The organism is Bacillus swezeyi, from assembly GCF_030908325.1.
In the GTDB taxonomy this organism is placed as follows: Bacteria; Bacillota; Bacilli; order Bacillales; family Bacillaceae; genus Bacillus; species Bacillus swezeyi.
The window spans coordinates 4,200,347-4,215,102 of sequence record NZ_CP133085.1 but is presented as its reverse complement, the minus strand read 5'-3'; the positions used below and the strand labels follow the sequence as shown (position 1 = coordinate 4,215,102).

Below are 14,756 nucleotides of genomic sequence, written 5' to 3'. Positions count from 1 at the left end.
AGCATTTTGTTCCAGAAACAGGATAAGCCTGAGGGTGCGTTCGCATTCCCAGGCTTTTTTGTGCATTTTACGAGACAAAAAATTTCTACCAGATGATTCATGTATATTGAGGTTACGCAAAAAACTGACTAGCGGGAAGTTATGGATTTCAACATAAAACCCCGAATGATCCATTCGGGGTTTATTTATTACACCGTCACAAGAGAAATCAAAAACGGTGCGGCGCAAAGTGTAATAATCGCCGCTAAAATCATTGATACGCTGGAGATGGTCCCGGACACTGAGCTTAGCTCAAACGCTTTTGACGTGCCGGCGCCGTGGGCGCTTGTTCCGAGCAAAACGCCTCTTGCAATTTCATTGTCGATCCGAAAATAGCGGATCACCATCGGTCCGATCACTGATCCGAACAAAGCGGTCAAAATGACAAACACGGCCGTGACCGGGGGCACTCCGCCGATCATTTCAGACACGCTCATCGCAATCGGGGTTGTGATCGATCTTGGAACGAGGCTCTCGATAAGGTCTGCATTCAGCTTGAACAGCTTTGCGATCAACGCTGTTGACAGAATCGCAATGCAACAGCCGACTGTTACATTGATCATGATTTCAACAGCGTATTTTTTTAAGATCGGAAAATATTTATAGAGCGGAATCGCAAAAGCCACAGTAGCAGGCTGGAGCATGTCTGTCAGCAGCCGTCCGCCTGCATTGTATGCATCAAAAGGTACATTGATCAAAAGCAGGAGGCCGACCAATATCAGCGGAGTGATCAATAGAGGTGAAGCATACACCTTGGGATGACGGGTATACAGCGCCTTTGCCCCCATATAAATGAACACTGTGGCAATCAGGCTTATGCATCCGATGAACATGTTTTTTTCCTTTCCTTTCTGTTAGCAATCATTTGAGTCAGCATCCCCGTTGAGACCATGACGACAAAAGTGCTGAGCAGCACAACGAGTATAATGCTTGTTCCGAATTCCTTAAGTAACTCTCCATAATTCATAATTCCTACCGCTGAAGGGACAAAAAACAGAAGAAGCTCCGCAAGAAGCCATAATGCGCCGATTTCAATCCATTCGAGCTTAATGACCTTGAAATGGAGAAGCGCAAAGATCACGATAATACCGATAATGCTTCCGGGTATTTTTATATGAAGAACCTCAACAAGCAGATTCATCAAACGCGCAAATATAAATAAAAGAGCGACCTGACCGATTCCTTTAATGAATGTTTTCATGTCATTATCCCCCTTTCTAAACAAGAGTGTACATGAGATTTAGGTATAGGTAAAATACATAAACAGAATAGTTATTATTCATTTTGTCTATATGAAAAAAGCAAAAACCAGGGCAAAAGAAACAGTTTATTTACTAAAATTAGAAACTGTCATTCGGAATAGATTGGCTGATTTTTGTGACAATCAAACCGCCTCGTTCCCGTGTCTTTGGACTTGGTCGAGGAGAGAAGGCCCTGTGGTTAATTCGAAAAGACCGGGCGTATATTCTTAAAAACCTCAGTCGTAAAGGTTAGCAGCTGTGTATAATGCCCTAAAAACAGTATTTAAAGCCTATTCAACATCCATGCTTTTCGACTTAAACTATAAATATTGGAAATGTGCGCAAGTCTAGTAAAAGATGTGAATCTATGAATGGCAACTGAAGCGTGATTTGACAGGAAAAAACCAATGTAAATCATACTGCAATTTCAGAGGTGACAATGAATGGACTACTCAAGCACGCTGCAAAAAATACACGGCGTACTCTCGCATAAAGCGGCGGAGCTGGAAGAACAAATTTCAAGGCTGGAACGGGCAAAACGGGATGTTGAAAGGGAACAAAATCTCGGCATTGAAGAAATCCGACAGATTTTACGTCCGAGTCTTGAAAAATCTTGGACCGGAAGCCGGGCAGCCGATTTTAATGAAGCACGTGATGAAGCGCACACCGTCATGTACAGAATTTTTAACGATGATTATGAGAGGTATATTCATAAAATCGATTTAAAGATATTTGCTTTAGACGCTGAAAAAGGAGCGGTTGAAGCTGCAAGCTGGTCGGCGGACCGGGCGGACTTTCTGCTGGAAAAAGGAGAAGAAGCCGTCGATGCTCTGCACAGCACAATTAATGGTTTAAAAGGGTGGTTGAAATGAGTAAAACGATTAAACTGAACCATGCAGCGGTCATGAAGCAGCTGGACCAGGTAAAAAGCGCGCTTGACTCTGTTTCCTTAAAAGGACCTTCAGCCGGGTCTCTTGGCCAAAACAACCTTGACTTTACAAAAAAATGGCTTGAACGCGAAGACACCATTCGCGACATGGTCAAACAGTACAAAGAAGCCGTTCATAAAAATATTGAAGACACCCGGTCGAATGTGGATACATTGAAGGAACAAGATGAAGCAATCGCCAGAAAATAAGTGCTGCCGGCAATTTGCCGGCAGCTTTTTTTCGGGCCCTGAAAAAAGGTTGGGGTGCAGAAAATTTTAAATTTGGTTTAAAATATGAGGGTAAACAGCAAATATGATATATGAAAAGCTCTGAAAGGATGTCAAACAAATGGACATACGTCACCTAACCTATTTTTTGGAGGTTGCCCGTCTGAAAAGCTTTACAAAAGCGGCCCAGTCATTATACATATCACAGCCGACGATTTCGAAGATGATTAAAAATCTTGAAGAAGAGCTGGGGATTGAGCTGTTTTACCGGCGCGGGCGGCAGATCGAGCTGACTGATGCCGGACAAAGCATGTATGTGCAGGCCCAGGAGATTACCAAGTCGTTTCAAAATCTGACTTCAGAGCTGAATGATTTAATGGACGTGAAAAAAGGACATGTTCGAATCGGTTTGCCGCCTATGATCGGCTCCGGTTTTTTCCCGAAAGTGATAGGGGATTTCAGAGACAAATATCCTAATGTCACCTTTCAGCTTGTTGAGCACGGATCTGTGAAAGTGCAGGAGGGTGTAGAAGACGGATCGCTTGATATCGGAGTTGTTGTCCTGCCGGCAAAAGAAGAAATATTTCATTCCTTTACGATCGTAAAAGAAAATTTAATGCTTGTCGTTCATCCTTCACACCGCTTCAGTGATGCGGAAGAAATTGAGCTGAAGCAATTGAGCGAAGAACCGTTTATTTTTTTTCGGGAAGACTTTGTTCTCCATGAACGGATCATTACGTCATGTTTGAAAGCGGGATTTCAGCCGAATGTGATTTATGAGACGTCACAATGGGATTTTATCAGTGAAATGGTCTCGGCAAATCTCGGCATCGGTCTTCTGCCGGAAAGAATCTGTCGGGATCTTGATCCGGAAAGGGTGAAAATCATCCCCTTAGTCAGACCCTCCATCCCATGGCATATCGCTGTTATCTGGAGAAAAGACCGCTATCTTTCATTTGCGGCCAGGGCTTGGATTGATCATACAAAATCGTATATATGGAGTGCGAATTCAAAACCAGAAAGGGATGAGGCAAAATGAATCAACAAGATGCCGCAACAGGAATTGAAGAGGTCAGAAAACAAAAACCGCTCGTTCACAACATGACCAACAATGTCGTGACAAACTTTACAGCAAACGGTTTGCTGTCTCTCGGCGCATCTCCGGTGATGGCTTATGCGAGGGAAGAGGCGGCCGAAATGGCAAAAATCGCCGGAGCTCTAGTGCTTAATATTGGCACGCTCAGCCTTGAGTCTGTAGAATCGATGATAATTGCAGGGCAATCTGCAAACGAGCATGGGGTTCCCGTCATTCTCGATCCTGTCGGGGCGGGGGCGACGTCTTTTCGAACGGCATCGGCCCAGCGGATCATGCGCAAGGTAAAGGTTTCTGTCGTCAGAGGCAATGCCGCCGAAATCGCCAACACGCTCGGTGAAGACTGGGCCATTAAAGGGGTGGACGCCGGAGAAGGAAGCGGCGACCGGATGGAGCTGGCAAAAAAAGCGGCAAAAGCCTGGAATACTGTCGTTGTCATTACAGGAGCTGAAGATGTTGTGACTGATGGGACAAGCGCTTATACCATAGGGAATGGCCATGAGCTGTTAACGAAAGTGACAGGGACCGGGTGTCTGTTTACTTCTGTCATAGGTGCGTATTGTGCCGTTCAAAAAGATTATTGCAAAGCTGCTGTATCAGCTGCCGCTTTTTATGGCTTGGCGGCGGAACTGGCTGCGGAAAAAACCGCAAATCAAGGACCTGGAAGCTTTCAGGTGGAATTTTTAAATCAGCTTGCTGCTGTGAATGCTGATGACATTAAACAGCGCGGCATTGTCAGAGAGGTGGAGTAGTATGACGCGGGTTGCGAAGCAGACAATGAAAGATCTGTTATCCGTATATTTTATTATGGGTTCGAATAATACCGACGGAGACCCTTTAACAGTGATTGATTCCGCTTTAAAAGGCGGAGTATCCCTTTTTCAATTACGTGAAAAAGGGGAAGGGGCGCTGCAAGTCGGAGATCAAAAGGCATTCGCTCAAAAGGTGCAGGCTCTTTGCCGGGAGGCCCGCGTTCCATTTATCATCAATGATGACGTCGAGCTTGCCCTTGAGCTTAATGCCGACGGTGTGCACATCGGCCAGGATGATGAAAAGGCCGCTGACGTCCGCGCCAAAATCGGTGACAAAATTCTCGGCGTGTCCGCCCATACCCTTGAAGAAGTCATAAAAGCAGAAAAGGATGGTGCCGATTATATCGGCGCGGGACCGATTTATCCTACAGAAACGAAGCGCGATGCAAAAGCCGTTCAAGGCGTCGCATTGATCAAAGAGATGCGCAGACAAGGCATCGATATCCCCGCAGTCGGCATCGGCGGGATTACGATCAAAAACTGCGCTCCCGTTATAGAAGCAGGAGCTGACGGCATCAGCATCATCAGCGCCATCAGCAAGGCCTCTGATCCAAAACAGGCGGCCGGCGCGTTCTATATGAAGGTGCAGGATATCAAAAAAAACGCAACTTCCTAGTTGGGGGTTGCGTTTTTTATAGGAGGCAGCTCTTCGTCAAACCATCTCATTCATAAACTGTTCGAGAAAGCGCTCGATCACAATGCGTGAAACGCCGAGCGAGGAGGCAATGCGGCCAAGTGAGGAAATTTTCAACTGATAATCGGTCAGCGCTTCTTTTGCGCTTCTTGAGGAGATGGTTTTCTTAATGGAGTCGACGATCATCGGATAAGATTCCACAATCGTATTGCGCAAAATAATCGTGCCGGGATTCAGCGTTTTAATGATGTTGAGCAGCCCCACGCCGATATAGAATCCAAATGTTTCAAACGTTTTAAGCATGTTTGGGTCATCGCGGTCGGCTAGTTCTTTTACGATTTGATGCAATGGCACCTCTGTATTTGAAAGGAATGAAGAAAAAATGGCTTTTTCTGATGCGTAAAGCTCCCAGCATCCTTTATTTCCGCAGCGGCATGCCGGGCCATTAAAATCAATCGACATGTGCCCCGCTTCGCCTGAAAACCCCTCGACACCTCTGAAAAGCTTGCCGTTCATCAATATCCCCAAACCGATGCCGGCATTGATGCTTACAAAAACCGCATGCTCCAAATGTCTGGCATCACCATACTCCTTTTCGCCGAGAGCTCCGGCGTTTGCTTCGTTTTCAATAAAAATCGGAACATTGAATTTTTCTTCAAGCAGGTTTTTCAAATCAATCAGATGAATCGGCTTATTTGGCGTGAACACCACTTGCTGGGCGTTGTCAACCAAGCCCGGCACACACACGCCAATCCCTGCCAAGCCATAGGGGGAGGGCGGCATTTTCTCGATGGCAAGTCCAACGAGTTCGATTAATGCCTGTTCTGTGGCCGGAATATCTTCTTCATCAAGATCGCGTTCATCATGTTCAATAATGTTGCCTTCAAGGTCGGTTAAAACGACGATCATATAATTCGTCCCAATATCAACGCCGACCGCATAGCCCGCTTTGCGATTGAATTTCAGCATGACAGGCCGTCTGCCGCCGCTCGATTCACCGCGGCCGGTTTCGAAAATCATTTCCTTTTGAAGCAGGGAAGACACCTGGGAAGAAACGGTCGATTTATTTAATCCCGTTATTTCTGAAAGCTTTGCCCTTGAGATGGGGGCGTTTGCAATAATCTGCTCAAGGATAAGCGCTTTATTCATTTTCTTTACAAGGGCTTGGTCCGCGGTATTCAATGGCAATCACTCTCTTTTGCGTGTTATGAATCTGTCATTTTATTATATTATAACAAAATGTAAAAACAAAATTTTTCTAGCATTTCCAATTGAAAGCGTTTAATTGATCTTGTAAAATAAATATAGGAAAGTTAGTTTAATGGTTAAACAAACTTGCCGCTGATGTATCTCTGTGAGTATTTTTTCAAGAAAACATGAGGAGGAGATCGAAAATGTTTTTTAACGAAGTGGGAAAGGTCAAGTATGAAGGCGCAGATTCGGAAAATCCTTACGCGTATAAATATTACAACCCGGAAGAATATATCGGCGGCAAGGCGATGAAGGAACACCTCCGTTTTGCTGTTGCGTATTGGCATACGTTTGATGCCGACGGGAAAGATCCTTTCGGCGACGGAACGATGAGCCGTTCGTGGAATCGGCTGACACAGCCTTTGGATAAAGCGAAAGCCCGTGCAGAAGCGGCTTTTGAATTTTTTGAAAAGCTCGGCGTTCCTTATTTTTGTTTTCATGATGTTGATATCGTGCAGGAAGGCGATACATTGCGGGAAACGTTTCTTTATTTAGATAAAATGGCGTCATTTTTAAAAGAAATGATGGAGACAAGCGGTGTGAAATTATTATGGAATACAGCCAATATGTTTACACATCCGAGATATGTCCATGGTGCGGCAACCTCCTGCAATGCTGATGTTTATGCCCATGCAGCAGCAAAGGTGAAAAAAGGATTGGAAATCGCCAAAGAGCTCGGAGCGGAAAATTATGTGTTCTGGGGCGGCAGAGAAGGCTATGAAACATTGTTGAATACAAATATGAAGCTTGAGCTTGATCATTTGGCGGCCTTCTACAGGATGGCGGTTGATTATGCCGAAGAAATCGGTTTTGACGGCCAATTTTTAATCGAGCCCAAGCCGAAAGAGCCGACAAAGCATCAATATGATTTTGATGCGGCGACATCGATTGCTTTTCTAGAAACATATGGACTAAAAGATCATTTCAAACTGAATCTGGAAGCGAATCACGCGACTTTGGCAGGGCATACGTTTGAGCATGAGCTCCGGGTGGCTGCCCTTCACGATGTGCTCGGTTCTATTGATGCGAATCAGGGGGATTTGCTGCTGGGCTGGGATACAGATGAGTTCCCGACAGATCTGTATTCCGCGGTTTTGGCTATGTATGAAATTCTGAAAGCGGGCGGCTTTAAAACAGGCGGCATCAATTTTGACGCCAAAGCGAGGCGGGCCTCATTTGCGGACGAAGATTTATTTCTCGGGCATATCGCCGGAATGGATACGTATGCGGTCGGCTTAAAGGTCGCCTATCGGCTTTTGGAGGACAAAGCGCTCGAACGGATGATAGATGAGCGCTACAAAAGCTATACGAAAGGCATTGGTCTCGAAATTGCAGAAGGGCGGACCGATCTGAAAAAACTTGCCGCTTACGCGCTTGAAAATGACCATATTGAAAACCGATCCGGCCGTCAGGAAAATCTTAAAGCGACAGTCAACCGCTATTTATTAAATGTTTTGCGCGAGTCACCGGCTAGAAAGGAGAAACAGCAGTGGAATATGTGATCGGGGCTGACCTTGGCACAAGCGCGGTCAAAGTCATACTTGTCAACCAGCACGGAGAAATGTGCGGGGAAGCCTCTAAGCCGTTTTCGATCATACAGCCGCATTCGGGTTATTCTGAACAGGACCCAAGAGAATGGGCGGAGAAAACGAAAGTAGCCATAAAGGAATTGATCGAGAATGCCCGTGTTGAGGCAGCTCAGATCAAAGGCATCAGTTTTTCAGGACAGATGCATGGGCTGGTCCTTTTAAACCGCGAAGGAGAAGTATTGCGAAATGCCGTCTTATGGAATGATACCCGGACAGCTGATCAATGCCGGCAGATTAACGGAGTAATCGGGGAGGCGCGCCTTCTTGAGCTTGTAAAAAATCCGGCGCTGGAAGGATTCACCCTTCCGAAGCTCCTGTGGGTGAAGGAGCATGAAAAAGAGCTGTTTGAAAAGACGGCAGTCTTTTTGCTTCCTAAAGATTATGTCAGATACACCATGACGGGATGTCTTCACAGCGAGTACTCGGATGCGGCGGGCACGCTTCTGCTTGATGTAAAGCACAAAAACTGGAGCGGAGAAATATGCAGACGGCTGGGAATACCGGAGTCAATTTGCCCCGAATTAGTCGAATCAGGCGCCTGTGTCGGCGGTCTCACAGCAGAATTTGCGGCGGAAACCGGGCTGTCGACCGATGTCAAGGTGTTCGCCGGAGGGGCGGACAATGCATGCGGAGCGGTTGGCGCCGGGATTTTAAGGGAAGGCACCGCCCTGTGCAGCATCGGTACGTCAGGTGTCGTTCTCACCTATGAAACAGACCCTGAACAAGAGTTTAGAGGGAATATCCACTTTTTTAACCACGCTGCTTTTGGGTCGTATTATTCAATGGGTGTGACGCTTTCAGCCGGACGCAGCTTCAGCTGGTTTAAGGATGTATTCGCTGATCAGTATTCATTTGATTCATTAATCAGCGAAATGGACCGTTCTAAACCAGGAGCAAGGGGGCTGCTGTTTACCCCGTATCTTTCCGGAGAAAGAACCCCTCACGCTGACGCCGATATCCGCGCCAGCTTCATCGGGATGGACAGCTCCCATACGAGGGCAGACTTTATTAGAGCAGTTATTGAGGGCATCACATTTTCTCTTCATGAGAGCATTGAACAATTTCGCGCCGGCGGAAAAAAAATCGACCGTGTCATTTCAATCGGCGGAGGTGCAAAAAGTGAAAAATGGCTGCAAATCCAAGCTGACACGTTTAATGCCGAGATTGTCAGGCTGACAAGTGAACAAGGCCCGGCTTTCGGTGCAGCAATGCTTGCTGCGGTCGGCTGCCGCTGGTTTCCGACCCTTGAAGATTGTGCCGGACAATTTGTTCATACTAAGGAGTCATTCTTCCCCCGTCCGGAAATCAGCAGGCAATATCAAGACTTGTTTCAAATATACAAAGATGTCTACCGGCAGACGAAACCATTGAATGAGCGGCTTGCGTGCTTTCGTAAATAGACAAAAACTTATGGGCAGGCGCGGCCCATAAGTTTTTAGTTTTCAGGCTCGATGTTTTAAGATTGATCCATATGGATGCCTGTGTGCGCTTTCACTTGAATCTCTGCAAATGCATCCTTATCCGGGGTTTTTGAAGATAAGACGGTTCCGAGATACGCTCCTAAAAAGCCGAGCGGAATCGAGATGATGCCCGGATTTGAAATTGGAATCAGCGGTTCTCCGATAAAGATGGCATTTCCGGCCGGATCCCAAACACTCGGACTGATGGAGACAAGAATCAAAGCGCTCAGAAGCCCGATCAGACTTCCTGTCAGAGCCCCGGCTGCATTAAATCTCTTCCAGAATACAGTGAAAATAATAAGCGGAAGATTGGCGCTTGCCGCCACCGCGAATGCCAGAGACACAAGAAACGCGACATTCAGCGACTGGGCGAAGACAGCGAGCAGGATCGAAAGCACGGATACACCAATGGAAGCCCATCTTGCAGCGATCATCTGCTCTTTTTCTGTCGCCGCTCCTTTTCTGATAATCTGACTGTAAATATCGTGAGCAAAGGCGGAAGCCGCAGACAGCACAAGTCCAGTAACAACTGCCAAAATCGTAGCGAAGGCGATCGCTGAGACAAAGGCGAACAAGAAATCTCCTCCAAGTGCCTGAGCCAGCAGCGGCGCAGCCATATTCCCCGCCTGATCCGCAGCTAAAATGTTTTCAAAACCGACAAATGCGGCAGCGCCAAAACCGAGAAACACCGTCATAATATAAAATATACCGATAATCCATGTAGCAGAAACAACCGATTTCCTTGCGGTTTTGGCATCTTTCACCGTATAAAACCGGATGAGGATGTGGGGAAGCCCTGCCGTCCCGAGGACAAGTGCCAAATTAAGTGAAAGCGTTTCAAGAGGAACCTTGTATTTGTTGCCCGGGTTTAAGAAGTCTGCACCAAGAGGAGTGGCCGTTTTCATTTGCTCGAACATGTTTGTGAGGCTGAATCCGAATTTGGAAAAAACCAGTATTGATATGATAAGCGTTCCTGCCATTAAGAGAACGGCTTTAATGATCTGCACCCAGCTCGTAGCGATCATCCCTCCGAATACGACGTAGATGGTCATTAAAACGCCGACGATACAAACGGCCAGCGTATAGTCGATGCCAAGCAGAAGTTTAATCAGCGCCCCGGCGCCGACGAGCTGAGCGATCATATAGAACGTTGAAATGGTAATGGTGTTTAATGCCGCGACTCCGCGAATCTTCTTTTGCTTAAAACGAGAGGCGATCATATCAGCCATCGTAAATTTTCCAAGATTTCTGAGCGGCTCGGCCACAATATAAAGAACGACTAAATATGCCACGAGAAAACCGATGCTGTAAAAAAAACCGTCAAAGCCGTTCAAAGCGATCATCCCCGCAATTCCTAAAAAAGAAGCCGCTGACATGTAATCTCCCGCAATAGCCAGTCCGTTTTGAAGGCCGGTAAGCCCTCCTCCTGCTGTATAAAACTCATTGGCCGTTTTTGTCCGCCTTGCTGCGAAGTACGTAATGACGAGCGTGAGGGCTACAATGGCAAGAAACAGAATAAAGGCTGTGGCACTCATGATTCAACCCCTCCAATTTTCCTTTTTGAAGTCGTTTGCCATCCGGTCGAATTGATCGGCTTTTTTAGTATAGAGAATACAGAGCGTCCACGTCATGACAAATTGAGCAACCGCGAAGAGCCATGCCCATGAAATAGCACCGGCCGCCGGCTGATTCAAGAATGTGAAATAGGATGTCATAATCGGCAGAAGGAAGTAAAAGAGCAGAAAGAACACCGTCATCGGCACAATAAAAGCGCGCTTTCGTTTCAACAGCTGCTGGAACGCCGGAGATGCTGCAGCCTTGCTGTAATCTATTTCATTTTTATTCATTTGTTTTTCGTCCCTCCTTATATTTGTCTGAAAAGATACAACAAAGGTATGTAACAAGCTCCGGTTTTATTCTTCAAATTTCATATGCCGCTTATTTATATAAGATGAAAGACCTGACAATCTCCAAAAAATATTTTCTCCATAGCGCGTACCGGCTGTCCGCTTTTTCTTTTGTCATACTTTTCGCCTCTTTTCATATGCCGCTAGTTTTTGCCTCAGTTCATTTACGGAAAAAAGTGCAGAGGAGTCGTTCAAAATACTGCCGGGCTGATTTCCTTTGCCGATCATATAACCGCCGAATGTCATGTTCATAAAATCAAATATATATTGAAACTGCTGAATGAGCGGCAGCCCTTTAATATGCGGCTCGTCATCACCCACTGCGATGACATATCCTGTTTTCCGCGACATTTGCTGTTTAAAATCATCTCTCCCTTTTTCAATTAAGGTTTGGGACCAACGGTCAATAAAATTTTTCATCAGTCCTGACATGCCGTACCAATAGATTGGAGTGGCAAAAATGATGATGTCTTTTTCCGCGACCCGGCTTAACAGATCCCTGTAGTCATCATCGGGATAATACGGACGTGTTTCGCTGTGCCGGAAGTCAGATACCGGCCGGACATGGAAATCGCGCAAACAGATTTTATCTGCACCAAGTCCGTCTATTAATTGATCCGCAAGCGCTTCTGTATTACCGTTTTTTCGTGAGCTTCCGCATATAACTGCAATCCCCATCATGATCCTGCCTCCTGTTTGTAATGATTCAATATCAGTTTATAATGAGGATTATCGATCAGTAAAATTGATAATTTAGATTTTTAACATCGGAAAATTCGATTATTAAATGCTGAAAATGAAAAGATAGTGAATTTGCTCGGCAATACGGTTGCAAAAACGAAGAATATGAACCGGAAAAATGTATATAAGAAAGAAGGATGATACCTATGAGGATGGGAGAATGAAAAGTATTGCGGATCGTCCAGATTAAACCGACTCTGCCGGCGGGAATGGGAAGCGGTCCCCAGGCTATACATTTATCAAAACAGCCGGAATCAGCATTGACAGTGAGTACCTTGCAAGCGCTATATAAAGGCATCCCGTCAATGCCCTAAAGGATTGTTTATGTAAAATGGCAAAGGATAAGCTGCTCTCTCAAACATCATGCGAAAACCGTTCAGGGAGCAGATAGAATCTATACACAGGCCGTATCCTGCACCTGAAAACATACGTCATTATCAATTTTTTAAACACTCTTTGAAAACAGCCGGCTGGATCGTCTTGAAACTTCAAGATTCAACAGAACCGCCTGTTTTATGAATGAATGGTCGATGCCTTGTAAGCCCTACTGTCTTAGCTGTCTGTCAGCATCTTTGCGTTTGGACTGAGCGCGAAGAAAATCCTTTATATCTTCAACATGCAGCCCCATTTTTTTCGCCTCCTTCATCAAAATCACCCAATCTTTGTCCAGCTTGTGTTTCGTTTGAGTATTCATAGATTCCTCCAATATGATAAGACGTTGTTCATCTCAAGGAAGAAAAACTGTTTTTGCCTTGAGATGTATTAAAGTTATAAAACAACACGTATGAAAACAATGACAAATTTCATAAAAAGTTCACATAAGCAGGTTGATTCAACCTACCTATTCCCTAAATAACTGACTAAAAAAACCAAAAAATCTTAGATTCTTACTTATAATAATAAACAATCAATTACTGACTGGATAGTATTCAAATAAAAATGATTACTTTTCCCTATTAAGAATTTCTCAATTACAGCCGAGTATCCTTTGAATTTTCAAAAAACAATAGAGAAAATAGAGTTGAAAAGAACAAATTTAGAGACGGAAAAAGCAGTATCTTCAAGGGATTAGGGGAGAAAAACAAGGAGATGGGCGACGGGGTTCTTTATACTTATTTAAAGAGTGGGTTAAAGACGGATAATCCGATCATACTATTAAAATGTTTATTAAGTGGAAAAAAAGAACTTTGTTTTCAAAAGCAGTGAGAAAAGTATAGAATTTGGACGATTTTCGGCTCGTTTCGCTGGCAAAAAACCTTTGATATAATGGAAAATCCGAACTATTCTAAGAGAGGAACAAATTGGGATTGTGAAAAGAGTTTGCGTTCTCTTTGTTGGTTTTATGAAAATATTTTGACAATACAAGCTGAAAAAGCTGGAAGATGGTAAAATAAAATCGCCTGATGAATGAATCCTAAAATTTGCTGCAATGGAATCCGCTGTATATTGAAATGGTTGATCTGTTGCAGAAAGAATCATATGGGCAGAAAAATGGAATGTGGAGCATGATGCCATATATCTGGCATCGGTGAAGGGAGAGAAATGAATTGGCTATTTTAGTGTGCGGGGGCGCGGGTTATATCGGCAGCCATACTGTGGCAGAGCTGTTAAGCCGTGATGAAGAAGTCGTTATTATTGATAATCTGCAAACAGGACATGAGGAGGCGGCTCTGTCCGGGGCATCTTTTTATAAAGGAGATTTACGGGATGAAACATTCCTAAGGAAAGTGTTTCAGGAAAACACGATCGAAGCGGTCATGCATTTCGCTGCCGATTCATTGGTCGGGGAAAGTGTAACAGATCCTCTTAAATATTATGATAACAATGTTTATGGCGCTGTCTGCCTATTAAAGGTGATGAGGGAATTTGATGTGAAGCAAATCGTTTTCTCGTCAACAGCGGCTACATACGGGGAGCCTGACCGTGTTCCTATTATGGAAACAGATGTGGCAAACCCGACAAATCCGTATGGAGAAACAAAACTTGCAATTGAAAAAATGTTGAAATGGTCGGAAAAAGCGTATGGCATCCGCCATGTCGTGCTGCGCTATTTTAATGTAGCCGGAGCACATGTAAAGGGTCTGATTGGCGAAGATCATCAGCCTGAAACACATCTGATTCCGATCATTCTGCAGACTGCACTCGGCAAACGTGACAAAATCATGATTTTTGGAGATGATTATCCGACTCCTGATGGTACGTGTATCAGAGATTATATCCATGTGATGGATTTGGTCGATGCGCACATCCTTGCTGTAGAAAGACTCAGAGATGGAGGAGAAAGCGCTGTTTACAATCTTGGAAACGGGACAGGCTTTTCAGTGAAAGAAGTCGTTGAGACAGCCCGTCAAGTAACTGGCCGCCCTATTCCTGCTGAGATGGCCGAACGGCGTGCTGGAGACCCGGCACAGCTTATCGCCTCATCTGAAAAAGCGATGCATGAGCTCGGCTGGAAACCGAAATACAATGACTTGGAAACGATCATTGAAAGCGCATGGAATTGGTTTAAAGAACACCCTGACGGTTATCAGTCATAAAAAAATAAAGTGGAACGAACGACTGCAAAAAGAGCTTTCTGATTTTGAAAGCTCTCAACGTGTCGACAAACCCTCGCATTCGTTGTCAGGCCTGCGCGTCGGAGCTCACGAATTCCAACATTCGCTCTGCTCCGATGCTCGGCCTTCCTAGAATGCAAAGGTTTTCAATCACGCTGAAAGGTTGACAAAATCCTAAAACCTTAAACCGTTTTAGGATTTTGTCAACAATCTGAGAGCTTTCTGATTTTGAAAGCTTTTTTTTATGGGGATTTTTCGTTTTTTGAAGTTTAACGCCG

General features: G+C 45.0%; 15 protein-coding genes. 8 read left to right on the top strand and 7 right to left on the bottom strand.

Going from position 1 to position 14,756, the window contains the following annotated elements:
* Positions 1–188: 188 nt before the first annotated feature.
* Complete coding sequence (locus RBH91_RS21095; protein ID WP_307892830.1) at positions 189–872, bottom strand: CidB/LrgB family autolysis modulator; 684 nt, start codon at positions 870–872, stop codon at positions 189–191.
* The gene (locus RBH91_RS21090) at positions 854–1,240 is read right to left on the bottom strand and encodes a CidA/LrgA family holin-like protein (protein ID WP_076759564.1); all 387 of its coding nucleotides are present in this window, start codon (positions 1,238–1,240) and stop codon (positions 854–856) included. Before RBH91_RS21090 ends, RBH91_RS21095 begins: the two co-directional genes overlap by 19 nt.
* Positions 1,241–1,723: 483 nt before the next feature.
* On the opposite strand from RBH91_RS21090, the gene RBH91_RS21085 reads away from it, so the two are divergent.
* The 5 genes from RBH91_RS21085 to thiE all read left to right on the top strand — a co-directional run bounded on the left by RBH91_RS21085 (position 1,724) and on the right by thiE (position 4,957).
* Positions 1,724–2,152 carry a DUF5082 family protein gene (locus tag RBH91_RS21085; RefSeq protein ID WP_076759562.1) on the top strand — a complete coding sequence of 143 codons (429 nt, stop codon included), beginning with the start codon at positions 1,724–1,726 and terminating at the stop codon, positions 2,150–2,152.
* The gene (locus RBH91_RS21080) at positions 2,149–2,418 is read left to right on the top strand and encodes a YwqI/YxiC family protein (RefSeq protein ID WP_076759559.1); all 270 of its coding nucleotides are present in this window, start codon (positions 2,149–2,151) and stop codon (positions 2,416–2,418) included. The genes RBH91_RS21085 and RBH91_RS21080 overlap by 4 nt, the downstream gene beginning before the upstream one ends.
* 139 nt (positions 2,419–2,557) lie before the next feature.
* Positions 2,558–3,475: a cidABC operon transcriptional activator CidR gene (gene cidR / locus RBH91_RS21075; RefSeq protein WP_307892829.1), complete on the top strand. Its 918-nt coding sequence runs from the start codon at positions 2,558–2,560 to the stop codon at positions 3,473–3,475.
* Entirely contained in the window at positions 3,472–4,281 is an 810-nt protein-coding gene (gene thiM / locus RBH91_RS21070) for a hydroxyethylthiazole kinase (protein ID WP_307892828.1), read from the top strand. The genes cidR and thiM overlap by 4 nt, the downstream gene beginning before the upstream one ends.
* Before the next feature lies 1 nt (position 4,282).
* Positions 4,283–4,957, top strand: coding sequence for a thiamine phosphate synthase (gene thiE, locus RBH91_RS21065; protein WP_307892827.1), 675 nt, complete (start codon positions 4,283–4,285; stop codon positions 4,955–4,957).
* 36 nt (positions 4,958–4,993) lie between these two features.
* Here the strand turns inward: thiE and RBH91_RS21060 are convergent, their stop codons facing one another.
* Entirely contained in the window at positions 4,994–6,157 is a 1,164-nt protein-coding gene (locus RBH91_RS21060; RefSeq protein ID WP_307892826.1) for an ROK family protein, read from the bottom strand.
* Positions 6,158–6,369: 212 nt separating this feature from the next.
* Here RBH91_RS21060 and xylA point away from each other — a divergent pair, with 212 nt between their 5' ends.
* Complete coding sequence (gene xylA / locus RBH91_RS21055; RefSeq protein WP_307892825.1) at positions 6,370–7,728, top strand: xylose isomerase; 1,359 nt, start codon at positions 6,370–6,372, stop codon at positions 7,726–7,728.
* The gene (xylB, locus tag RBH91_RS21050; RefSeq protein WP_307892824.1) at positions 7,716–9,215 is read left to right on the top strand and encodes a xylulokinase; all 1,500 of its coding nucleotides are present in this window, start codon (positions 7,716–7,718) and stop codon (positions 9,213–9,215) included. The genes xylA and xylB overlap by 13 nt, the downstream gene beginning before the upstream one ends.
* 56 nt (positions 9,216–9,271) lie before the next feature.
* Here the strand turns inward: xylB and RBH91_RS21045 are convergent, their stop codons facing one another.
* The 4 genes from RBH91_RS21045 to RBH91_RS21030 form a co-directional block, all read right to left on the bottom strand.
* On the bottom strand, positions 9,272–10,810 hold the full coding sequence (locus RBH91_RS21045; protein ID WP_307892823.1) for a solute symporter family protein: 1,539 nt from the start codon (positions 10,808–10,810) through the stop codon (positions 9,272–9,274).
* 3 nt (positions 10,811–10,813) lie between these two features.
* Positions 10,814–11,122 (bottom strand): DUF485 domain-containing protein, encoded by a 309-nt coding sequence (locus tag RBH91_RS21040; RefSeq protein WP_307892822.1) that lies wholly within the window; start codon positions 11,120–11,122, stop codon positions 10,814–10,816.
* A gap of 174 nt (positions 11,123–11,296) precedes the next feature.
* The gene (locus tag RBH91_RS21035) at positions 11,297–11,860 is read right to left on the bottom strand and encodes a flavodoxin family protein (protein WP_307892821.1); all 564 of its coding nucleotides are present in this window, start codon (positions 11,858–11,860) and stop codon (positions 11,297–11,299) included.
* Between the two features lie 607 nt (positions 11,861–12,467).
* The gene (locus RBH91_RS21030) at positions 12,468–12,617 is read right to left on the bottom strand and encodes an anti-repressor SinI family protein (protein WP_076759541.1); all 150 of its coding nucleotides are present in this window, start codon (positions 12,615–12,617) and stop codon (positions 12,468–12,470) included.
* An 853-nt stretch (positions 12,618–13,470) separates the two neighbouring features.
* Here RBH91_RS21030 and galE point away from each other — a divergent pair.
* A complete protein-coding gene (gene galE / locus RBH91_RS21025; protein WP_307892820.1) occupies positions 13,471–14,460 on the top strand; it encodes a UDP-glucose 4-epimerase GalE in 990 nt (329 codons plus the stop codon).
* Positions 14,461–14,756 lie beyond the last annotated feature (296 nt).